The following is a 21,633-nucleotide window of genomic DNA, read 5'->3' as shown; positions in this document are numbered from 1 at the left end:
GGTGCCATTTATGAAAAAAATACCTTATTTAATACTGATGCTTGCGGTCTCGGTTCTTGTTGCATGTAATGATAAGAATCAGAAAAATAGCGCGGCTAAACTTAGCGTCGATGAGCTAGAAAGTGGACGTTACACCATTAGTGTGGGCGAAGAAGAGGCGCCGTCTATCGGGAAATACTACGCAGGTAACGGCGCCAGCCGCTTTGCTTTTGTTGAGGGAAGCGATGGCAAGGTCACGCAAATATACCGTCGTGCGGAGAATGGCGAATGGACGGCGGTGCCAAATATTAATACAGACACGGTGGTAAATATTATAAATAGCACACCGGTTTTGGATCAGAGCATAGCTTTGGCTGACTTGCCGAGTAGCTTTGTGACGAATACATCTTTCGATAAAGTGATGAAATTTTCGCTCGGCAGTAACGGCAGTTTAACGGCTGATGCGGGAGACTGTCAGCTTGTGGGAGACGTATTTGAAAGCGATATAGAAGGTTTGTTAGCGGTGAGCCTTACAACTGCAAATTGCGATCTACCGCTAGCCATGGACGGTGTCTTGGTGGTCGACAAAGATTATCAACCGGCGGTATTTAGATTAATTGCCAGCGATGATCAGGAAATTGTCGATCTGTGGGTCTACCAGGAATAAATTTTTTTCTTAAAATATTTCGTCATTGAAGCAAGCACTGTTCAAAAGCAGTGCTTGTTTTCAGTAATTTATAAATAGTCATCTAATTTAAGCCACTACTTATAGTAATTAATACCATGGGAACTGTCATTGCCGGTGAGAGTCCAAGCAGTGTCAATTTTCTGAATAGGCTATGAAACATGATTAAAAATATTCTGACCGTAAGTACCTTGGCATTTGCTGCTTTGTTTCTAATTGCATGCTCAGATGATAAAGCCGCGGCGCCAGCAGCACCAGCTGAAAAGCAGGGATCAACGGCCGTTAGCCTCGATACTGGCGAAGGCTCGTTTTCATTTAAAAGTGATAGTGATGGCGATAGCACAGCGGTAAGTGTCGACACGGATAGTGCCGACGGTAACAACGGCAATAAGAAATAGTAGCTATACGTTCCTTGTGGCGCTGCGGAAGACTTTCCGCAGCGCTTTACGGTAAAGATTCAAATCACACTCCATTAAATTCGGCATTCATAGTAAGCTCCCTCCGTAAACCATTCGCTTTTCAGATTTTAATAGGGTCACAAATCTATGAGAAATGACTCTGATGCACGGGATAATCTAGCCTTAGAGCGCACGCGCTTAGCTAATGAAAGAACACTGCTAGCCTATATTCGCACCAGCTTGGCGATGTTAGCCGGCGCCGCGGTGCTATTCCAATTTTTCTCGAGTTTGCACACCTATACCTCCGCCGCTTGGTTTCTGATCGCTGCCGGTCTCGCGGTATTTGCGATTGGACTTTATCGTTTTATCCACGTAAGAAATCAGCTCAATACCTATGAGTCTCGCACAAGCAAGGGCTAGTTAGGCGACTCTGCGAGCCCTGTTTTCTCTGCTTTTTTACACTATACCCCCTTGTTCACGGGGTACTGCACTCTTTAATAAACAAATATTCTCCCGAAAGCGTTACAGCTTTAACTGTGATTTAGAGCTTAAAGCGCAATAAATTTTTAGGGAGAAATGTATGTCTCGCATCAAAGGTCGATATTTGCCGCTGCTTGCCGTGGCCGTGTCGTTAGCGGCGTGTAATAACACTAATAAACCAGAACCTACAGGCGTCACGCCTGCGGCATCCTCAGTCGCTGTATCACCGTCCCTCGGTTTGATTCGCAACGCGCAGGTAAAAATCTTCCAAGCTGATGGCACGACGCTTTTGGGTGAAGGCACTAGTTCTAATAGCGGCGTAGTTGATGTGAGCTACGTAAATTACACCGGTGCGGTTGTTATCGAAATTCTTGGTGGTGGCACGGCCACCTATTTTGATGAGTCCTTACAAGTGTTTACCGCCTTGCCAGCGGGTGAGCGGATACGCGCAATGGCGGTGTTGCCAGACGTAAATATCGCGGTGACGCCCTTAACAAATTTGGCTTACGAAATTGCAAAAGCGCGCGGCGTTAGCCCGCTCACTGCGGATGATGTCAATGACATCAATGAGCAGGTGCGTGCTGCTATCGCGCCTGGTATAAACAGCATACTAGCGATTCCAGAGCTAGTGAGCGCTGCAACAGCGGATGTCCTCGACAATACCGACGCTGGAAGACATGCATTAATTTTGGCTGCCTTGGCGGATCTCTCGTCAAGTGATGCAAGCCCCGCGCTAAACACTTTGCGGGCCTTGGCAAATGATGGCGCGGATAGCGCACTAGATGGTCTGGTTGACGGCTCGTCGATCACTGTACCGTACAGCGATTTTGTGGCTGATATGAGCGCTGCTTTGGTTCGCCAAGCTGCTATTTATGGCAACGCAGCCTTGCAGGCAGTCGCCGCTGATCAAGCCCCTAGCAGCGCCGATGTTGATGACGGTGAAGGTGGCACAGGCGGAGATACTGGTGGCACTGGCGGTGATACCGGCGGTACAGGTGGCGACACTGGCGGTACAGGTGGCGGTACCGGTGGTACTGGCGGAGATACCGGTGGTACAGGTGGTACGGGTGGCGATACCGGTGGTACAGGTGGCGATACCGGTGGTACGGGTGGCGATACCGGTGGTACAGGTGGTGATACAGGCGGTACGGGAGGCGGTACCGGTGGCACTGGTGGGGATACTGGTGGTGATACCGATCCGATGGTCAATAACCAAGGTCAGGGACGCTTTACCGGTGATGGATTCACTGGAGACGTCGATGGCGTTACCTTTACTTATACCGACACGGTGACCATCGTAGCGGATGCTGATCAGGCTTATATCGAGGGTCGCGATTCCTCGGCACTGAATAAGTGGCGAGTAATTATTCCTAATGAAGTCGGCACTTACAGTTGTGACGACTCTAGCGATGAAGTTGTGCTGCAACTGCTTACAGGTCCTAGCTCCGGCGGTGGTTCTGGTGACGGTAGCTGTCGTATTAAGGTGGTGCAAGCCGGGCCAATATACGAAGGTTATTATACCGGTCAGCTCGCTGCTGGAGCAGGCACGGCGCTACGGGCCGTAACTAACGGTTATTTCTATGCGACGCAAACTATATTTGGCGGCGGTGGCGACGGAGGCGGTGACACCGGTGGGGACATAGGCGGCGGTGTGAGTGGCGATCTCGGTCATCCCGTTTACGATTCCCTAAACGGCCGCAACGGAGCCACGATCAATATTGTGGGAGGTACCGAATCGTATAATCTTGGCTTTGGCGAGATTGCTCGCGCGGCTGGTTTACGCGGACTAGAGTTCACTGTTGATATTCGCAATTTTAATACCGCGCCCACCCAGGGTATTTATCCGGTTAGATTAAGTGTAAACATTACCGACCCCGTACTTGGTGAACAGGATTGCGGAGAGGGTTTGACGATTGGGGTGTTTATGAGCTCGCAAACGGGCTCAGATCGTAGCGGCAACTATGCCGCCAGTAGCTGTAAAATTCGACTCGATTATGCCAGTGATATTGGCGGCTTACAGGCCGTCATTTTGTCCGCAAAAATGGATCGAGATGCAAGTACCAGCTTTGAAATGATAAATACCCCTTTCCGTATTTATCGCCACGTGGGCACTGCTGGCGAGTTAACGGGCGATTTGCCATTAGATAAATTTGGTTCAATCGAAATTGGCGACGGCGGCACGTTCGAGTTGGGTGATAATCAATACTTCCTGCTTGACAACCGTGTTGGGCTTGGTGGTGCCAGCCCAGATGACGGCACCCCGGCTTTTACCGGCAATGCGTCCGATATTATTAGCCTAAAAGCCGGTGAGCAGTACGTTGGCGATATGACCTACAACTGCAGTAGCAAGCCGCTATCGATAAAAGTTGGTACATATCTGCTAGAGACGGTCTACACAACATCGGTCACTGGTGGTAGCTGCGACATTACCACGGTTGGCCGCGGCGGAAAGTTCTACGATGCAACGTACAGTGCGACTATGAAATCAAACGACGGCGGCCTTGAAGAAGATTTGCGCACACTTTCTGTGACGGGCAAATTTCGCAATTACGCCATCCGTCTAAACCGTCCAGAAGGTGGCGTAGATGACGAGGGCGCGCTTGGCTCAGAAGAAGTGGGTGTTACTTTGCAAATTGATGATGGCAGTCCGGATTGGCAGACCGGTGATCGCTTCAAATTCCTTGAGGATCAGTTCGACAGCATCTCAACTTTTGATACCAGCTATGGTATTTCAATGGATCGCGGTGAGCGTATTATTAAATTCGGCGTAGACGTGCTTAATGCCCCCCGCGAAGTAGGCGTATACGATTGCGCCAGCATTAACCCAAGCAATAATCGGATTGTGAATGTTACTGTTAATGCTGTCGGCGTGAAGTATGAAACTACAACCTACGATACCGTTTTGAGAAAAACGATATTGACGCCAGGGGCGGCGTGCCAGATTGAAATTGTCAGTGATGATGATGGCTTTGTGAACGGCACTTACACGGCCACCGCGGTCGTGGTGGGTGGCGAGCAAATTATGCCGGGTGGCGACAATACAGTACGTGTGTCGGGTTCCTTCCGCCGCAAACTGCAGCCAGCTCAATAGTAGCTGACAAGGTCTCTCAGTAGTTCAATTTAGCCCTAGCATTGCTGGGGCTTTTTTTTGGAAAAATTAACGCAACACTGCTTCTTGAGTGACAGTGGCGATGAGTTGGCCAGATTGGGTAAGTATTTTGCCGGTAGCGAGTCCCCTGCCATTTGCAGCCCAATGACTTTCGGTGCGGTACAACAGCCACTGATCGACCTTGACTGGTGCGTGAATCCACATGGAGTGATTCAGCGATGCCAAAAAGTTAATGCCCGAGTCTCGACCGTGGGAGACCGCAATCGTGCCGGGCATCCAGTAGTCCGACAGAAGCACTAGCAATGAATGGTGGTCGCGTTCATCGTTGACCACCTTGGCGGACGGCAAGCGAATCCAGTAGTCACGAAACGAAGTATCTGGGCTGTCAAAATAGTGTTCCGGCTCCAGCATTCTAAGCTCAAAAATATAGGGTTTGCTGAGTACCGCAACGATGTGCTCCGGTAGGCGATGGGCATTTTGCTTGGCAAACTGCTCAAGGTTTAATAACGACTTTGGATCGGCGGGATTACCTAAATCTGCAAACTGGTGGCTTAATCCCGCCTCACCTTTATGGAATGAGCACTGCAGCTCAAATATCACCCTCCCGCGCTGTTCGGCGGTGACACGGCGAGTCGCAAAACTGCGGCTATCGCTGAGACGCTCAACACGGTAATCAATGGGCTCGTCGATAATGCCGCCGCGCATAAAAACCCCGCTAAGGCTGTGGCACTGCCAGTCATCAACCGTGAGCGTTGCGGCGGCGAGCGATTGCCCTAGCGCTTGTCCACCAAAGGTAACACCGGCCATATTGTCCAGGTTGTGACGGGCGCGAAAAAGGTCTTTACCAATTTCATCGAATTGCAGCATTTCGCTGGCGTTTGGAATATAACGGGTACTTGTCGAGATGTTCACCAAGATCGGGCTCGCTACAATGTATTTTGGGCGTAGAGCATATTCAACAACAGTGTTCAGATCAACCTGGCGCGTCTGCCTATACTGCGTTCGCAGATGAGTTGAAATTGATAATTATGTGCTACCTTTAGCATGTCATTTCTAACTCACACATACGGAACGAGAAGAATACTATGGATATCATTCGTATCATCTTTGCGATTTTATTACCGCCATTGGGCGTGTTTCTACAAGTTGGTTTAGGTAAGCATTTTTGGATAAATATCATTCTAACCCTCTGCGGCTACTTTCCCGGTATCATTCACGCTGTTTATATCATCGCTAAAAAATGATATCGCTAGAGGCAGAACAGCGGCTGCAGCGCAGTCGCAAACTCGCCATCTTATTGGATGGCGCATGGGGTATCCCCAATACGCCGTGGCGTTTTGGGATAGATTCCTTACTCGGCTTATTGCCTGTCGCCGGCGATTTAGCGAGCGCGCTTCTCGGCTTAATTATCGTTTGGCAGGCTCATCGACTTAAAGCGCCGCGATTTTTAAAATTGAGAATGCTTGGCAATATTGGCCTCGATTTTCTAATTGGTTGCATTCCAATTATTGGCGATATAGCCGACGTAGCCTTCCGGAAAAATATTCGCAATGCAGATCTTCTTGAGGCCTGGCTTAAGAAATAGATTTCTATATATCGTTAAAAATCTCGTAAATTATTACACGCAGGAGCCACACATTGCTTAATTGTGAAATAGTAGAACCCAAAGGCACAGCAGACGCCGCCGTTATTTGGTTACACGGACTCGGTGCCAGTGGCCATGACTTTGTGCCCGTGGTGCCCCACCTCGGTTTGCCAGATAATCACGGCATTCGTTTTGTTTTCCCCCACGCCCCGGAAATTCCCATTACCATCAACGGCGGCATGGTTATGCCCGGCTGGTATGACATTCTTGCGATGTCGATAGAGCGCGAGATAGATTTAGAGCAAATTGAATCCTCCGCCGCCGCTGTGCGCGACTTAATTCAGCGCGAGCTAGATGCAGGAATTCCCAGCGACCGTATTGTGCTAGCCGGTTTCAGCCAAGGCGGCGCCGTGGTTTATCACGCCGCACTATCCTACTCAAAGCCACTGGCGGGCTTACTCACTATGTCGACTTATTTCGCCACCGCGAAAGAAGTAAAACTCAATGAGGCAAACAAAGCCCTGCCGATTCATATATTCCACGGCAGCCAAGACCTAATGGTGCAAGAGAGCATGGGCCACACCGCCAATCAAATTCTGAAAAGCATGGGCTTCAAACCTAAATATCGCAGCTATCAAATGCAGCACGAAGTCTGCGCAGAAGAGATTACTGACATCGGGAATAGTCTTAGAGAATGGTTGGGGTTAGGTTAAAAGTTAATAATGTTCGACCCGCTAGAAAAAGCTTCAATCCGCTGTAGGATGACCAGAGCATTCCGGTTGTCGTATTTACGCGGGCTTGAATTATAGAGAGCAAGTAGATTTTACATTTGTATATAAGTTGGAAATCAATAGTTTTTGTAACTTAGGTGAATTGTATACGTTAAAAAATGTGTCAATTAGGACGCTTGTAAGTTCGCGCTTCTCACTCTGATCTTAAAAAACACTGAGAGTTGTAGAGATAATTATGATCAAAAAAAGTTTTATATTTCTGATTTTTGTAGTGCTCCTTTCTGGCTGTAGTGTAGCCAACTACAGATCGTATGATGGATCGCCACTTCCGATAGAGCAGCTTGCCTTCGTTAGTTGCGATGAATACGTTTCCATTACAAAGATAAATGGAGTAGAAGTTAAACTGCCACTATTAACTAGTTTGGTGGGAAATAGCACATGTTTCGCAGAGCTAACTCCTGGGCGGCATACGATAGCTTATAAGCTTACTACCGGAGGTGGAACGGTTTCGATGCATGTAAATGAGAAAGTGATCGAGATCACTGTTGTGGCAGGCGATATATTAAAAATATACCAAAAATATGAAACTTTGAGTTGGAGTAGCTGGGTTGAGAAGCTAGATGGAGAGAAATATGATGCGGAGTTAAAACGTATTATTAGCAACAGAGTTTTGCCCAAGAATAGTGGTTAACAATGCGATCAAGTCTCGTGGAATAGTCTTATTGCCTAGGCGGTCATATTAGACTTTAAAAGGCCAAAGTCGATCAATATATGGAGTACGTCCAAACCCCCAGCTTTATTTGAAGACGATCGTTAACGAAGAGTGCAAGGTATGTTTCGGTTTCGTATGAGCGTAGCGTCAAGTAGATCACATAGGTGAAGAATAATGTCTAATAGCACACTAGATACGCCCAGCTGGAAGCCCGGTCGCAGTAAATCGGCCCCTATCGTTGAAGATTATCCCGATTTTGAGCCGGGCAGTTTTACTTTTAACGACGTGACGCGGCCGGTTTATAAATCGGGTGAAGGCCCTGCGATTATAGTCATTCACGAAATACCTGGAATTTATGACGAGGTGTGGAATTTTGCTCGGCGTTTGAATAAGGAGGGGTTTACGACCTATTTACCCTCTTTGATAGGTTCGCCTGGGATGAGCTATTCGACAAAGAATTTGCTTAAGTCGATGTCTACGCTCTGTGTCTCTAAGGAGTTTAACCGCTTTGCGTTTCGGGAAGAGGCGCCGATTGCCAACTGGCTCAGAGCCTTAGCTCGGGACGCGCACCGTAGTTGTGGCGGGCCGGGGGTGGGGGCTATTGGTATGTGCTTTAGCGGTGGTTTTGCTTTGGCAATGATGGCCGATGAGTCTGTGATTGCGCCGGTTTTATCTCAGCCGTCTATGCCGTTTATGTTAAGTAAAAAACTGCGTCATGATATTGATGTGAATCCCAGCGATATTCCTAAGATTAAGGCCCGAATGGAGCGGGATGATATATGTCTAATGGGGCTTAGATTTAGCGGCGATAAAATGGTGCCTGAAAATCGCTTTAGATATTTAACAGAAAATTTTGGCGACAAGTTTGTTGGAATAAGTATCGATTCATCTAAGGGGAATTTACATAATATTAAAGCTAGCGCGCACTCTGTGTTAACCCGCGATTACGTGGACGAGGAAGATCATCCTACCTATCAGGCTTTTCAGCAAGTCTTGGCCTTGTTTAAAAAACAGCTTCTGTTAGTGCACGCTAGCAGTAATTGAGTATTGCGAATACACCTGAGCGCGCCTTAGATACGGCGCGTTAACTTTTCCAGTACGTTGGTGTTAGCACCAAGATAATCGTCATAAACTCTAGCCTGCCAAGTAACATTCCCATACTGAGAATCCATTTGCTGCTATCGGGCAAGCTAGAGAAATTGCCTGCGGGACCGATGGTGTCGCCAAGGCCGGGACCGACGTTCATTAAAGCCGTCGCGGCGCCGGTGAGGCTGGTCATAAGGTCTAAGCCGCTAAACGCTAGGAGCAAGGTGATAACCACCAGGGATGCCAGCATGATGAAGACAAACGTAACGGCAGATAACACGATACTGTCGTCTACGCGTCGGCCATTGTAGTACCGCCGGATCATGGCGCGGGGGTGAACGGCGCGCACGATGCTTTCTTGCAGCATCATAAATAATAATTGGAAGCGGAAAATTTTAATGCCGCCACTGGTTGAACCTGAACATCCGCCAATAAACATCGCGAAGAAAAAGGCCGCCACCGCCAGCTCGCCCCACTGCGAATAGTCACCGCTGGCATAGCCGGTGGTGGTGATGACTGAGACCAAATTAAATGTGCTGTAGGTAACGGCGTGCAAAAGGTCGATGCCGGTTTCTGACATGAGATGGAGGGTAATGATCACACTAATAACAAGAATTGTGAGCAAAAAACCGCGAATTTGTTGGTCGTTAAATATGCGCCAGCTGCGCTTAATTAAAAAGTGAACGTAAATAGCAAAGGGCAGTGCGCCGAGGATCATAAAGATAATAGCGACCCAGTGACTGCCAAGGTCGGCGAATTGGGCAAAGGAGCTGTCTGAGGTTGAGTAGCCGCCGGTAGAGATGGTAGTCATGGCGTGATTGACGGCGTGAAAGCTATCCATGCCGGTGAACATATAGGCGAGCGTGCACAGAAACGTGAGGATGATGTACACGTAAATAATCATGGTGACCATGGTGCGTGAGCGCGGTATGGCTTTGTCTGACCAGTCGGAAGACTCCGTTTGGAATAGGCGCATACCACCTACTTTCAGGAAGGGCAGAATCGCGACGGCCATGCCGATAACCCCGAGACCGCCAACCCACTGCAGGATTGAACGCCATACCAAAATATCGTGTGGCATGGTGTCTAGCCCAGTCAGCACGGTAGAGCCGGTGGTGGTGAGGCCAGATACCGACTCAAACACGGCGTCGGTCAATCCGCAGAGTCCGGGTATGAGTAAAAACGGCAGGGCTCCGGTCAATGAAATGAGCAGCCAGGAGCTAGTGGTGATTAAAAACATTTGCCGAGGGGTGAGCATATTGATGCGATGTGAGCGCGATAAAATCCAACCGGCAGCAGCGAGACCCACGGTCAGTGCGATGGCGTTGCTAAAAGCGGCGGTGTTGCCCGTGTGGTAAATGATGGCCATGAGCAGAGGTACAGTCATCATCAGCCCAAAGACCAGCAGTATAAGGCTGCAGACTTTGAGGACTGGTTTGATGAGTGTGGACTGGGTCATTGTGTGATCGCTGTGTTGGCCTTTGGTGCTGGCGTACTCGCGTAGGCCTAGCTAGCCGATTATTTGATAACGCCAAGTTCCGCAGAACCGGCACCACAGGAAATAATCGATTTAAACGCGGCGTCGAGTTTGATATCGGGTCGAGGCTCTACGCATTCTGGAGGAAGATGGTAGACAAAACCAGACGTTGGGTTTGGGCCGGTGGGCACAAATACGGTGTACCAACCATTGCTGTGGCGGCTGGTGATAATCGCGGTGGCGCGTGCGGGGCTATCTACGCCGTACAGCTGCACAACGGCCGCCTCACCTTTGGTGAACGGCGAATTGCTATTGGCGCCAAACATTTGCTGAATGATGTCGCGAATAAGGCGATAGCCGGGGGCAAAGCGCGCTAGATGAGCATCGACAAAATTTTGAATCCAGCGTCCGGCACTGGTGGCAACGATGGTGCCGACGATAAAACAACTTAGCAAAATGAGGGCGATCACCAGCGCGTCGATCAACAGCGGCGGCGCGCCGGTAAGGCGAACAAGCGGTGCTGTCATGGGGGCAATTAAAGTTTGCACGCTATTCACTAACCAGCGCAGCCCCAGCAATAGAATGATCACGGGTGCGATAACTAATACACCACCGATAAATGACTGGCTAATAAAGTGTTTTAATTTATTCATGATGGCCCGAGCTAGCTTAGGATTGCCGTGACTGTAGCGATTTTGTGTGACAAGGATACCGCATTTGCACACGGTATAGTGAGTATATGCCTTATTGCAGTAAGCTCAGTAATTGGTCCAGAAGTCGCTCTAGTTTGCGCAGCGACCCACATTCAGCAACGTAGTGACTGGCACTTTGATAGCGACGGATTTCCGAATCGCCGGTGTTCCAGCTGTAGTGTGACTCTGGGTTAAACCACAACACCAGTCTGGCGCGGTGATAAATATTGCGCAGGGCATCTATTCCCGTGTCGCCGCCGTTGCCGCGACCGTCGCCAAGAATAATCACACAGCTTCGGCGATTGAGCTTGTCTTCAATTTGATTCCAAAAACTATTGAGCGCTAAGCCGTAATCACTGCCGCCTAAGCCATGTCGTTGTTGAATGATGGCCATGGCTTCGTCAGCGGGGTACTGTTTAAACAAATCGCTGACTTCAATGCTTTGGCCACAAAACACAAAGCTGCGGGTATTGGGCAGCACATCACTAAGTGCTTGCACAAAGAGCAATAGCACCCGCGACCAGGCGCTGACGGAACCGCTTATGTCGCACAGCACAAAAATATCGCTTTTGTCTTTGCGGGTGGTTTTCCAGAATCGGTGGAAGGGAATGCCGCCGTAGGCAATATTGCGACGCAGGGTTTTGCCAAGATCGAGTTTGCCGCGTCGGGCTCGTTTATGGCGTTGCCGGTGGCGAGAGGCAAGTTTTTTGGCGAGCTTGCGGATCAGTGGTGGCAATCGTTCGCGGTGGTAATGCTCCATGGCAGACAGCGATGTGTCTTTTATGGTGTCATCGCGAAGCTGTTTGCCTGCCGCGTCGTTGTTTAATAATAGCTGGCGGTCGATGACATCCTTTACCGCGGCAATTTGGCGGTCGCGCAATTGGCGGAGTATGAGGGCCTGCTCTATTTCGCCAGCGTCTTGCAGCTGTTGGATGTTAGATACTTTTTGTTCGTCGTTTAGCGCATTTAAAATTTTGCGCCGATAAACTCCGCGCTGAGTGCGGAACTTAATATTTTCTAAGCCGACTTCTGCGGCGGCGCGAATCACTTCACTAAGCGTGTTGTCGCGCTGGCCAATGCTTCCCGAGCCGCCGCTGCCTTGGCCATTGCCGGCGCCTTCGCCGCCACCTGCACCGTCGCCTTCATTTGGATTTTTGGTGTCGTCGAGGTCGGTGTTTTCCGCCTCGTCTTTTGTATTGTTGTCAGTGATATTTTCGCCGATGGGGGCGCGGAAAAACCGCTCAAAACATACGGCGAAGTGACTGTGGTCGTCGACGGTTTTAGCAAGGCAGCTCGCCAAGCCGTCGCGCAGTAAACCCGGATCGCTATAGCCGAGGGTCGCCACTACGCGCATGGCGTCCAGCGTTTCCGCGGTTGAAATCGCCAAGCCATTGTTGCGAAGGTGGCGAATGAATTGCAGGAGAGTTTCGTCCACGGCGCTTATAAATTACTAGTGGCACGTTTGATCAAACCGTGAAGTTCGGGGCTGACCATATTGATGTCTTCTTCGTACTTGAGCAGCACGTTGAGGGTGTCTTCGACCAATTCTCTCGACAAACTGTCGCAGTGCAAGAGCAACAGGCTGCGCGCCCAATCGATGGTTTCGCTGATGGCTGGTTGCTTCTTTAAGTCTAGCTCGCGAACGCCGTGTACGAAGTTGACCAGCTGGCGGCGCAGCTCGTCAGGTACGGCGGGTACTCGGCTGTGTACAATCCGGCTTTCCAGTTTTGCTTCGGGGAAGGGGATGTACAAATGTAGACAGCGACGTTTAAGCGCATCGCTGAGGTCGCGGGTGTTGTTGCTGGTGAGTATCACCAAGGGTTTATGGCGCGCCCGCAGGGTGCCAATTTCTGGCAGGGTGACGCTAAAGTCGGCCAGAATTTCTAAGAGCAGCGACTCGAATTCGTAATCTGCTTTGTCGATTTCGTCGATGAGCAATACCGCACCGTCGTCACTTTGTAGAGCTTTGAGTAGCGGTCGCGGTTCTAAAAAGCGTTCAGAGTAAAAAATATCGTCAAAATTATGGAGGCGCTCGACGGCATTCGCCAAGCCATCGGTGCCATCGAGAATATCGTGTAGCTGTTCTTTTAAAACCTGCACGTACAAAAGCTGCTTACTGTATTTCCAGTCGTAAAGTGCTTTGCTTTCGTCCAGGCCTTCGTAGCATTGCAATCTGAACAGCGGTTTCGCTAGCATCGCGGCGGTGGCGTTGGCGAGTTCGGTTTTACCCACACCCGGTGGACCTTCAATAAGTATCGGACGCTCTAGTTGTTGGGCAATATAAAGTGTGGTCGCGATGGCGGAGCTGGCGATATAGCCCTGCTCGGCGAGCTTGGCGATAAGCTGTTCTATGTCCTTGCGGGCGTCTGTCATAAGGTGGATCCGGTTCAGGGCTTAACGAGCAATGAGGTGTTTCAGCGCCGCCCAATATTGTGGGTAAGCGCGCTGGATTTGGCTGGCGTCGGCCAGTTCGTGATCATTAAAATCAAAGCCTGGGCATACAGCCTCAGATATCAAACCATATTCACCCTGCCGCAGTTCTGATGCCTTCCAATAGCCACCGGGTACCAACATCTGCAGCTGCTGACCAGCGACTAAATCTGGCCCCATGACGATATTAGTGACACCGCCATCGGGTGCAAGCAAGGTGTAGTCAATGGCGCTGCCGTGCTGCCAAAAGTGGAGAATGTCGGAGCGATTTTTATGCAAGTGACCGACCGAGCTGTCTTTGCTGAGCAGGTAGTAAATGGCCGACATCGCTGCGCGATCTTTGACCGTGTGCGCTGAGGTGAACGTCCGGCTGTAGAAGCCACCCTCAAGATGCGGCACTAAATTGAGTTGGGCGATGATGTCCTTGCTTGTAAGATCTACTGTCGCCATAAATTGCTAAATTAGCCGCCGGTGGTATTCATAAAACGAACAATTTGGGGCTCGTCATCCAGTGAAAAATGATGGCGCTCTGGTTTTAAATCCATGGCCTTAATTATCGCGTCGCGCAGTCTGTCGTGGTCGCCGGGGTAGCGGTCTACGATTTCCTTTAAGCTAACGGAGTGCTCATTGCCAAGGCACAGCAGTAGGCGTCCCTCGACGGTGAGTCGAACTCGATTGCAAAGATGGCAGAAGTTGTGACTGTGGGGCGAGATAAATCCAATCCGAGATTGGCTATCGGCCATGCGGTAGTAGCGCGATGGGCCGCCGGTGTTTTCTGTGGTCGGGGTTAGGGCGTAGCGCTCTTGGATTTGCGTGCGAATTTGCTCGCTGCTGATAAAACTAAGCGCGCGGTCGTGCTCGCTGATATTCCCCAGCGGCATCTCTTCTATAAAGCTGATGTCGATGTGCTTGTCGCGGGCGTAGTCGACTAGGCCTAGAATTTCGTCGTCGTTACGCCCCTTGAGAATAACGGCGTTTAATTTTATGCGGTTAAATCCCGCGTCCCGCGCTGCGTCGACGCCGTTCAATACTTTTTGCAGCTCGCCAAAGCGCGTTAACTCTTTAAAGCGACCGGCTTGCAGGCTGTCTAGGCTGATGTTGATACCCGTGAGTCCAGCGGCCTTCAGCGGTTTGGCGAATTTGTCGAGCTGAGCGCCGTTGGTGGTGAGGTGAAGTTGCTCAAGGTTTTCTAGCTGCCCCAGCCGTTCTATTAGCGACATGACATTGTTGCGAACGAGTGGCTCGCCACCGGTTAGCCGAATTTTTTTGACACCTAACTGAACAAAACTGCTCGCAATGTCGTACAACTGTTCCAATGTGAGAATTTGCGCGCGGGGCAAAAAGGTCATATCTTCCGACATGCAATACACGCAGCGGAAATCACAGCGATCGGTGACCGATAAGCGCAGGTAGTTAACTCCGCGTCCGAAGCGATCTTGTAGTGGAGCTTCAACTTTTGTCATAGCGCTGATATTAGCATGTGTTGAATACACGCTGCAGTGCTAGCTGCTCTAAGGGCTCTCGATCAGCGTAGAAAATACAAAAACAAGATTGTTTTTACATTATATTCAGGGGCGATATATGAGATTTTTCAATACCTTAGCTTTAGTTTCTGTGTGTTTGGCAGCGCCTGCCTACGGTGCGGAAAGTGCGCCCGCTAAATCAAGCGGTCCCAGTCAAGCGGCGGCAAAGACTCAAACCCAAGCTGAAGCCGAGTCAAGCGCGCAAGCCGGCGGTATTTACGATCGCCGTGGCCAGCCGGTTACCGCAATGCAGGTTGGCAAGGCGCGGGCGGCTGAGGCGGCGGTAAAAAAAGCGGGGGTAGCGCCAGACTCAACGGAAGCAGCCATGATACGTATCGGCGCAGGTGTGCCGCCAGAAACGGCTTACGAGCCCTATAGCGGCATATACGACGCCCAAGGTAAGCGTATTAGTAGCAAGCAGGCAGCGGAGGACTTGGCTGTTGAAGAGGTGGTGCGTCGCAGTGGTGCTGAGCCTGGTTCAGAGCGCGAAGCAATTATTCGCGCGGCGGCGGGCGGAGAAACAGAAACTGAGGACGGCGACGAAGTAGATGCGCCGACCATGGAAGAAGTTGCTAAGGAAGTTGCTGTGCAGCAGGCCATTTTGCGCACCGGTGTGCAACCGGGCTCGGCCAATGAGTCGCTTATCCGCATGGGCGCCGATGTCATGATGGAGCGCTATAAAAACTGGAAGTAATTAGGGCTTTTGCGGCAAGCACCTAGTACTCCATCAATATCATGTTGAAGGAGTACTAGGTGCTTGCCGCGCGCTATAAGAATCCATTCCTTGGCGTTTTTTGCCAGTTTCATGTCTCATTTTGTCATTGTCTCTCAGCGTTCAAAGAGTAAAGTGGTGGGCAATTGAGAGCTTGTGTTTTTGAAGCCAACTGAACACCCTACTGAGGTCTGATCGCATAGCACCGCGATAGACCATCTCAGCCGAGGATAAGAAAATGACGACCGATACCAACGCAATGAAACGCTACCCCATGCCTATGCCGTTTGGCTGGTTTGCGGTGTCGTATTCCGATGAGCTAGCGCCAAGCCAATCCCGCGCGGTACATTATTTTGGGCAGGAATTGGTGTTGTTTCGCACCGAGGCCGGTAAGGCGGTATTGATGGAAGCCTACTGTCCTCATTTGGGCGCGCATTTGGGCCACGGTATTCACGAGCGCTCAGGTACTGGCGGTGGCCGAATTGAAGGCAATAATATTGTTTGCCCGTTTCACTCTTGGAAGTTTAGCCCCGAGGGTGAATGCGTAGAGGTGCCTTACGCGAAGAATATGCCGCCAAAAGTGGCAGGTAAAAAGTGTTTGAAAAGCTTTCCGATCCGCGAAACAAATCAGGTAATTTGGGCCTGGTACCACCCAGACGGCGTTGCGCCGCTGTGGGAAGTTATCAGCCATGACGAGGCCAATAGTGACGATTGGTCGCCGCAGGATCGCTATGAGTGGATTATCCACACTCATCCGCAAGAAATGGCGGAGAACGCGGCTGACCCTGCGCACTTTAAATATGTGCACGGTACGGCGTCGTTTCCTGAGTGGGAGACCACTTACGACGGCTACTTTGTTCGCGGTTTGCAGGTCGCAAATATGCCAACACCGCGCGGTGAGGTGAAGGGATCTATTCGCACTGGCAGCGCAGGTCCAGGTCAGGGTTTTACCAAGTTCGAAGGGATTGCCGATACATTCCTATTGGGTCTGACAACGCCAATTGATGAACACAAAGTGCAGGTGCGCTTTGCGTTTATTCAACCCAAGATAAATGGCGAAGTGAAGAAGGGCGGTGTTAACGCGGCGATCATCGCCAATATCGTTGGCCAGCTTGAAGAAGATAAGCCAATTTGGGAACACAAAATTTATCGGCCGCTGCCGATTCTGTGTGACGGTGATGGCCCGATTGCGAAATTCCGTAAATGGTATAGCCAATTCTATGCGGAAGGGTTTGATCCGCGCGCTTTATAGCATTTTCTCGCATTTTTGTGTTGTTGTGATCCGGTTGGGCTGCGTCTAGCCGGATTTTCTGTATACTTTGGCAATTAGTAAAACTGCCGGAAAGTGCAATGCGTTTTTTAATTCCCAGCTTTTTATTTTTTACCCTGTGTGGGTCCTTCGCTCACGCGTCTTGTGTCCTTCCTTTACCACCGCAGCAGTTCCCCGATGGCGCAATCGCCGATGCCGAAGGCATGGAGTTTGCCAAGCGCAGAGTAGAGCGCTATTTCGACAATAGTCTGCGGTATATAAAGTGTTTAGACACCATCGACAAAACGGCGATTGGCACTGGGCGAGACAGCGAAGAGCATAAGCGCAAACGCATCAATAGTTATAATGTGGGATTAGAAAATATTGCTATGGTCCTAGCAGAATACGAAGAAAGTGTTCGCCAATTTAATAGTCGATAAGTTTAAGACCAAGTGATTCAAGTTGACGCGTTAAGGTCGGCGTCGCTCGCTTTTCCCCTAAAATAATGACTTCTCGATTCCCTTCATGGTCAACTTGGCTCAGTGGCAAATTAAGCTCCCCTATAAGATGTTGCACTCGACGAGCGATGGCGTCACCAGAGTCTATCCATTCTATGCCCGGCATTAGTTCGGCGAGTGGCTTTTGAATTAATGGGAAATGCGTGCAGGCAAGTACCACCGTGTCCATTTCTGCGCCGCGAGGGTGTTTGCAGAGCTCTGCTTTAATTTGCTGCAGTACCTCGTCAACTGAGCTGTCGTTCCAAAACTGCGATTCAATTGCGGGTGCTAAGCTGCGGCTGCCCACCGCAATGACACAGCAGTGCGAGGCAAAATCTTTAATGAGCTGAGCGGTGTAGGCGCGGGCAACGGTGCCGGGGGTGGCGAGTAGGCCGATGACGCCGCTGCGACTGCGCTGCGCTGCTGGCTTAATTGCCGGTACCACGCCAACCACGGGTATGTTGAGAATACCGCGCAAGGCGGGTAATACCGCTGTGCTGGCAGAGTTACAAGCCATGACAAGGATGTCGGCATGGTGCTTTTGCAATAGCGCGGATACTGCCTGACAAATATGCAGTACTAGTGCATTTTCCTGCCACTCGCCATAGGGAAAGCCGCCATGGTCCATGGCGTAGAGCAGGTTTGCTTGGGGAATAAGGCGATGAATCGCGGCGCCGATACTCAGTGAGCCGACGCCGGAATCAAATACGAGCACGCGTGGTGCGTGCACAGCGGGACTCACAGCAGAGCGAGTATTTTTTCTGCCGCGCTAACATCCACCGCACCGGTGGGCTCTAGTGCTAAATGGCTCACGGTACCGTTGTCGACAATCATCGCGTAGCGACGTGAACGCTGACCAAGACCAAAGCCTGAGCCGTCCATTACCAAACCTAGGGCTTCGGTAAATTCGCAGTTACCGTCGGCAAGCATTAACAATTCTTCTGCATTCTGGCTCTTGCCCCAAGCGTCCATCACGAAGGCGTCGTTGACGGAAATACAGGCAATGGTATCAACACCCTTGGCTTTCATTTTGTCGGCGTTTACCACGTAGCCTGGCAAGTGAGTTAGTGTGCAACCCGGTGTGAACGCGCCAGGTACAGCAAAAAGTACTACTTTCTTTCCTGAGAAAATTTCTTCGGTGCTAATGTCTTGTGGGCCTTTTTCACCCATCACTTTGAGTGTAACTGCGGGAATTTTGTCGCCGGTTTGAATACTCATAATGGAAACCTTTTTAATGTTTAGCAAAATGGTGTGAAGAACGTCTAGTTTAGCAGAGCGAGGCAAGTCTGGTAATGCATGACTAGCGTCGCTTAGTATGTGGAGCGGTTTCTTAGACGACGTTAAATGTAATGGTTCGGTATTGCCGGGCACAATTTTTGGGATAGGTGGACTTGTCAGTGATAGAACGTCATCAAATACTGCGTGAATGGCAGATTTTTCTGCTCGCGGTCGGCTTTTTAACCCGTATACCGGTGCCGGCTGATCCCGACTTTAGCGATGAAAAGCTCAATGGTGCATCGCGCTATTTTCCACTGGTCGGCGCCTTGGTAGCGGCGATCTCGGCGCTGAGCTTTATGCTAGCGTCGGCTCTTTTCGATAATGTGTTGATAGCGGTATTACTGTCTATGGTGGCGTCGATCTTGGTGACCGGCGCGTTTCATGAGGATGGCTTTGCCGATAGTTGTGATGGTTTTGGCGGCGGTTGGCGCCCAGATGATGTGTTGCGAATCATGAAGGATTCGCGCATTGGTAGCTATGGCAGCGTTGGTCTGATCATGGTGCTGGGCTTAAAAGCGTCGGCCCTGTTCGCTTTGCCTTCAACGCTAGCATTGCTTAGTGCCTTGTTTTGGGCGCATATTGTAAGTCGTTGGCTGTCAGTGTCTTATCTGCTGGATCTGGACTATGTCCGCGGCGATGGTAAGTCTAAGCCGCTGGCGACTGCCATGCCGCTATCTCATTGGCTGTGGGCCGGGTTGCCGATATTAGCACTGCTTAGTTTTTCCGATTTGCCGGCGCTGATGCCGATGTTTCTCGCTTTGCTGATATTTCGGTTTGGCTACGCCGCTTATCTGCGTCGCCGCATTGGTGGATATACCGGGGATGCTCTGGGCGCAGCGCAGCAAATCGCTGAAATTGTTGTGTATTTGGCGTTTTTACTATGAGTTCAGCGGTTTTAAGTGTGAATACTGCACTATTTTTCTCGGCACTCTGACTGAATTAGCCGGTCATAGTGAAACAAGGATATAAAATCCTGTTAAACAGGAATTGGGGGCAGTGACATGAATACGAACTTATTGATTGGCGGAATATTTGGTGCAGTGGCGGTTACGGCTGCAGGTAGTTACGCTGGTTACAACAGCTATGTTGAAAACAAAACACCTAGTTTTGCAGAGGTTATTTCCTCTAAGCCAGTGACGGAAACGTACTACACAAATCGTGAAGAGTGCTATGACGAAGTTGTGCAGCACCAAGCTGAAGTGAAGGATCAAAACAAAGTCACCGGTACCATTATCGGCGCAGTAATCGGCGGTGTAATCGGCAAACAAGTTGGTGGCGGTAACGGCAAAAAGCTTGCCACTGTTGCGGGCGCCGCGGCTGGCGGCTATGCCGGTAACAAGGTTCAGGGCAACATGCAGCAGAACGACGTGTATACCACCACTGAACGCCGATGCAACACGGTTAAAGACCCTCAACAGCGGGTAACTGGATACAGCGTAACGTACTCGCTGAATGGCGAGACTGGCACGGTTGTTATGGATCATGAACCAGGCGCAACTATTCCTGTTCAGGATGACGGTCAGCTAGTGTTAAACAAGCCAGAAACTCAGCAATTTTAAGCGTGGCAAGCGAATAAAAATATGACCGCAAATGGCGGTCATTCGGTAAACCATTGGATAAAGGAAATAAATTATGGCTAGGACAACATTTAAACGTAACACCACGGCGATTGTGATGAGCGGGTTCATGGTCTGGACTGGCGTGATGGCAACGACCGCATCTGCTGGGGTAATTAGCACGGATCGTATGGTGGCGGAGTACGCAATTGATACGAATCGCGCAGAGATGAAAGCGGCACTTGCACAGGAGAATGTGCGTGAACGCTTAGTAGAATTAGGTGTATCGCCAGCGGACGTTGAGGCGCGAATTGATTCGCTGACCCCGACTGAATTGGCCATGCTGCAAGAAAAAATGGATCAATTGCCTGCCGGTGCAGGCGCGGTTGGTTTATTGGCCTTGATCGTCTTGATTTTCTTCATTACTGATATTCTAGGTATCACTGACATATTCCCGTTTGTGAATGCGGCTAACTAGTATTCTCCTCGCATGCCTGCTGTTGCAGGCATGCTCATCCATTCCATTAAATGACAACGTCAGCTCACTCGCCAAGCAGCGATTGTTGGCAGTGCCGTTTGTTGCTCAGCAAGACTTCTATTGCGGGCCGGCCGCGCTTACTGAAATTGCGCGCTTTTGGCATATCAATACTGATCAGCAATCCTTAGCGAAGCAGCTATTTATTCCAGGAAAGAAAGGCTCCTTGGCGATTGAAATGCAGGCCTCGTCACGACGGCTTGGTTTGCTTCCCTATCCTTTAGCTAAGAATTTGTCTGCGGTACTCACCGAAATAGACGCGGGCAATCCGGTATTGGTATTCCAAAATCTCGGCTTTGCTTGGTGGCCACAGTGGCATTACGCGGTTGCTGTTGGCTATGACTTAATGACGGAAGAGCTAATTTTGCATTCCGGCACCCATCAAAATTATCGCTTATCATTTGCCACATTTATGGCGACCTGGGCGCGCACGGATCACTGGGCGAGAGTCCTCGTTGACAGCCAGCGCTTGCCTGCAACAGCTAAAGCGACGCAATACATTGCGACAGCGTATGAGTTTGAGCAGGTGGGCGATGTTGAATTGGCCATGGCTTTTTACGCGCTGGCGGCGGAGCAGTGGCCAAATTCCAAACCGGTGCTCACCGCCTTGGCTAACGCTGCTCTCATGCAGGGCGACGCTAGTCTCGCGGTGGATTTGTTTGGCCAGTTGCTGCAGACCAACTCTGACGATCCCGCGCTGTGGAATAACTATGCCTTTGCACTGCTTGAAAATAATTGCGGCGGTGACGCGGTATTAGCTATTGATCAAGCGGTAAAACTTGCTGACAACAATCCAGCCTTTCAGCAGAGCCGCAAGGAAATTATGACGAGCAATGAAAGCAAAAATCAGCAGTGTGCTGGGGTGCTTTTACCCAGTCATTGATGTGGCTGAGGGAGAGGAAACGGGGCGGTGATACCG

The 21,633-nt window shown here is 50.3% G+C and carries 25 protein-coding genes; 16 read left to right on the top strand and 9 right to left on the bottom strand.

The features are described from left to right. The first annotated feature begins 10 nt into the window (after nucleotides 1-10). From KXJ70_RS09415 to KXJ70_RS09400, 4 genes are all read left to right on the top strand, one after another. Nucleotides 11-646, top strand: a complete 636-nt coding sequence (locus tag KXJ70_RS09415) for a hypothetical protein (protein WP_219043255.1) — start codon at nucleotides 11-13, stop codon at nucleotides 644-646. Nucleotides 647-825: 179 nt separating this feature from the next. Next, the gene (locus KXJ70_RS09410) at nucleotides 826-1,062 is read left to right on the top strand and encodes a hypothetical protein (RefSeq protein ID WP_219043254.1); all 237 of its coding nucleotides are present in this window, start codon (nucleotides 826-828) and stop codon (nucleotides 1,060-1,062) included. A 147-nt stretch (nucleotides 1,063-1,209) separates the two neighbouring features. Then, nucleotides 1,210-1,482, top strand: a complete 273-nt coding sequence (locus KXJ70_RS09405; protein ID WP_219043253.1) for a YidH family protein — start codon at nucleotides 1,210-1,212, stop codon at nucleotides 1,480-1,482. A 160-nt stretch (nucleotides 1,483-1,642) separates the two neighbouring features. Next, nucleotides 1,643-4,633: a hypothetical protein gene (locus tag KXJ70_RS09400; RefSeq protein ID WP_219043252.1), complete on the top strand. Its 2,991-nt coding sequence runs from the start codon at nucleotides 1,643-1,645 to the stop codon at nucleotides 4,631-4,633. Between the two features lie 66 nt (nucleotides 4,634-4,699). On the opposite strand, the gene KXJ70_RS09395 is transcribed toward KXJ70_RS09400, so the two are convergent. After that, nucleotides 4,700-5,563, bottom strand: coding sequence for an acyl-CoA thioesterase (locus KXJ70_RS09395; protein ID WP_219043251.1), 864 nt, complete (start codon nucleotides 5,561-5,563; stop codon nucleotides 4,700-4,702). 173 nt (nucleotides 5,564-5,736) lie between these two features. On the opposite strand from KXJ70_RS09395, the gene KXJ70_RS09390 reads away from it, so the two are divergent. From KXJ70_RS09390 to KXJ70_RS09370, 5 genes are all read left to right on the top strand, one after another. Then, on the top strand, nucleotides 5,737-5,895 hold the full coding sequence (locus tag KXJ70_RS09390; RefSeq protein WP_219043250.1) for a YqaE/Pmp3 family membrane protein: 159 nt from the start codon (nucleotides 5,737-5,739) through the stop codon (nucleotides 5,893-5,895). Next, a complete protein-coding gene (locus tag KXJ70_RS09385; protein ID WP_219043249.1) occupies nucleotides 5,892-6,236 on the top strand; it encodes a DUF4112 domain-containing protein in 345 nt (114 codons plus the stop codon). The genes KXJ70_RS09390 and KXJ70_RS09385 overlap by 4 nt, the downstream gene beginning before the upstream one ends. Before the next feature lie 53 nt (nucleotides 6,237-6,289). Continuing rightward, nucleotides 6,290-6,949, top strand: coding sequence for an alpha/beta hydrolase (locus KXJ70_RS09380; RefSeq protein ID WP_219043248.1), 660 nt, complete (start codon nucleotides 6,290-6,292; stop codon nucleotides 6,947-6,949). Between the two features lie 253 nt (nucleotides 6,950-7,202). After that, nucleotides 7,203-7,658: a hypothetical protein gene (locus KXJ70_RS09375; protein ID WP_219043247.1), complete on the top strand. Its 456-nt coding sequence runs from the start codon at nucleotides 7,203-7,205 to the stop codon at nucleotides 7,656-7,658. Nucleotides 7,659-7,853: 195 nt separating this feature from the next. Beyond that, nucleotides 7,854-8,723, top strand: coding sequence for a dienelactone hydrolase family protein (locus KXJ70_RS09370; protein WP_219043246.1), 870 nt, complete (start codon nucleotides 7,854-7,856; stop codon nucleotides 8,721-8,723). Nucleotides 8,724-8,763: 40 nt separating this feature from the next. On the opposite strand, the gene KXJ70_RS09365 is transcribed toward KXJ70_RS09370, so the two are convergent. The 6 genes from KXJ70_RS09365 to moaA form a co-directional block, all read right to left on the bottom strand. After that, the gene (locus tag KXJ70_RS09365; RefSeq protein WP_219043245.1) at nucleotides 8,764-10,224 is read right to left on the bottom strand and encodes a TrkH family potassium uptake protein; all 1,461 of its coding nucleotides are present in this window, start codon (nucleotides 10,222-10,224) and stop codon (nucleotides 8,764-8,766) included. 59 nt (nucleotides 10,225-10,283) lie between these two features. Next, on the bottom strand, nucleotides 10,284-10,895 hold the full coding sequence (locus tag KXJ70_RS09360) for a DUF502 domain-containing protein (RefSeq protein WP_219043244.1): 612 nt from the start codon (nucleotides 10,893-10,895) through the stop codon (nucleotides 10,284-10,286). 91 nt (nucleotides 10,896-10,986) lie between these two features. Further along, nucleotides 10,987-12,369: a VWA domain-containing protein gene (locus KXJ70_RS19560; RefSeq protein WP_219043243.1), complete on the bottom strand. Its 1,383-nt coding sequence runs from the start codon at nucleotides 12,367-12,369 to the stop codon at nucleotides 10,987-10,989. A 5-nt stretch (nucleotides 12,370-12,374) separates the two neighbouring features. Further along, a complete protein-coding gene (locus tag KXJ70_RS09350; RefSeq protein WP_219043242.1) occupies nucleotides 12,375-13,307 on the bottom strand; it encodes an AAA family ATPase in 933 nt (310 codons plus the stop codon). Between the two features lie 21 nt (nucleotides 13,308-13,328). Then, complete coding sequence (locus tag KXJ70_RS09345) at nucleotides 13,329-13,814, bottom strand: cupin domain-containing protein (RefSeq protein ID WP_219043241.1); 486 nt, start codon at nucleotides 13,812-13,814, stop codon at nucleotides 13,329-13,331. 11 nt (nucleotides 13,815-13,825) lie between these two features. Further along, nucleotides 13,826-14,827 carry a GTP 3',8-cyclase MoaA gene (moaA, locus tag KXJ70_RS09340; RefSeq protein WP_219043240.1) on the bottom strand — a complete coding sequence of 334 codons (1,002 nt, stop codon included), beginning with the start codon at nucleotides 14,825-14,827 and terminating at the stop codon, nucleotides 13,826-13,828. A gap of 118 nt (nucleotides 14,828-14,945) precedes the next feature. On the opposite strand from moaA, the gene KXJ70_RS09335 reads away from it, so the two are divergent. The 3 genes from KXJ70_RS09335 to KXJ70_RS09325 all read left to right on the top strand — a co-directional run bounded on the left by KXJ70_RS09335 (nucleotide 14,946) and on the right by KXJ70_RS09325 (nucleotide 17,288). Next, entirely contained in the window at nucleotides 14,946-15,581 is a 636-nt protein-coding gene (locus tag KXJ70_RS09335) for a hypothetical protein (protein ID WP_219043239.1), read from the top strand. Between the two features lie 256 nt (nucleotides 15,582-15,837). Continuing rightward, a complete protein-coding gene (locus KXJ70_RS09330) occupies nucleotides 15,838-16,851 on the top strand; it encodes an aromatic ring-hydroxylating oxygenase subunit alpha (RefSeq protein WP_219043238.1) in 1,014 nt (337 codons plus the stop codon). A 98-nt stretch (nucleotides 16,852-16,949) separates the two neighbouring features. Next, nucleotides 16,950-17,288, top strand: coding sequence for a hypothetical protein (locus KXJ70_RS09325; RefSeq protein WP_219043237.1), 339 nt, complete (start codon nucleotides 16,950-16,952; stop codon nucleotides 17,286-17,288). Here the strand turns inward: KXJ70_RS09325 and murI are convergent. Together murI and KXJ70_RS09315 are read right to left on the bottom strand one after the other, a co-directional pair. After that, nucleotides 17,275-18,075 carry a glutamate racemase gene (gene murI, locus KXJ70_RS09320; RefSeq protein WP_219043236.1) on the bottom strand — a complete coding sequence of 267 codons (801 nt, stop codon included), beginning with the start codon at nucleotides 18,073-18,075 and terminating at the stop codon, nucleotides 17,275-17,277. The genes KXJ70_RS09325 and murI overlap by 14 nt on opposite strands. Nucleotides 18,076-18,083: 8 nt before the next feature. Then, nucleotides 18,084-18,563, bottom strand: coding sequence for a peroxiredoxin (locus tag KXJ70_RS09315; RefSeq protein ID WP_219043235.1), 480 nt, complete (start codon nucleotides 18,561-18,563; stop codon nucleotides 18,084-18,086). A gap of 179 nt (nucleotides 18,564-18,742) precedes the next feature. Here KXJ70_RS09315 and KXJ70_RS09310 point away from each other — a divergent pair, with 179 nt between their 5' ends. The 4 genes from KXJ70_RS09310 (at nucleotide 18,743) to KXJ70_RS09295 (ending at nucleotide 21,597) form a co-directional block, all read left to right on the top strand. Further along, nucleotides 18,743-19,507: an adenosylcobinamide-GDP ribazoletransferase gene (locus KXJ70_RS09310; RefSeq protein WP_219043234.1), complete on the top strand. Its 765-nt coding sequence runs from the start codon at nucleotides 18,743-18,745 to the stop codon at nucleotides 19,505-19,507. Between the two features lie 117 nt (nucleotides 19,508-19,624). Beyond that, a complete protein-coding gene (locus tag KXJ70_RS09305; RefSeq protein ID WP_219043233.1) occupies nucleotides 19,625-20,182 on the top strand; it encodes a glycine zipper 2TM domain-containing protein in 558 nt (185 codons plus the stop codon). 73 nt (nucleotides 20,183-20,255) lie between these two features. After that, the gene (locus KXJ70_RS09300; RefSeq protein WP_219043232.1) at nucleotides 20,256-20,657 is read left to right on the top strand and encodes a PA2779 family protein; all 402 of its coding nucleotides are present in this window, start codon (nucleotides 20,256-20,258) and stop codon (nucleotides 20,655-20,657) included. Then, a complete protein-coding gene (locus KXJ70_RS09295) occupies nucleotides 20,644-21,597 on the top strand; it encodes a PA2778 family cysteine peptidase (RefSeq protein WP_219043231.1) in 954 nt (317 codons plus the stop codon). The genes KXJ70_RS09300 and KXJ70_RS09295 overlap by 14 nt, the downstream gene beginning before the upstream one ends. The last annotated feature ends 36 nt before the right edge of the window (nucleotides 21,598-21,633 follow it).

Source organism: Zhongshania aquimaris (genome assembly GCF_019312595.1).
Lineage (GTDB): Bacteria > Pseudomonadota > Gammaproteobacteria > Pseudomonadales > Spongiibacteraceae > Spongiibacter > Spongiibacter aquimaris.
The sequence above is the reverse complement of the archived record's forward strand: the minus strand, read 5'-3'. Positions and strand labels throughout refer to the sequence as shown.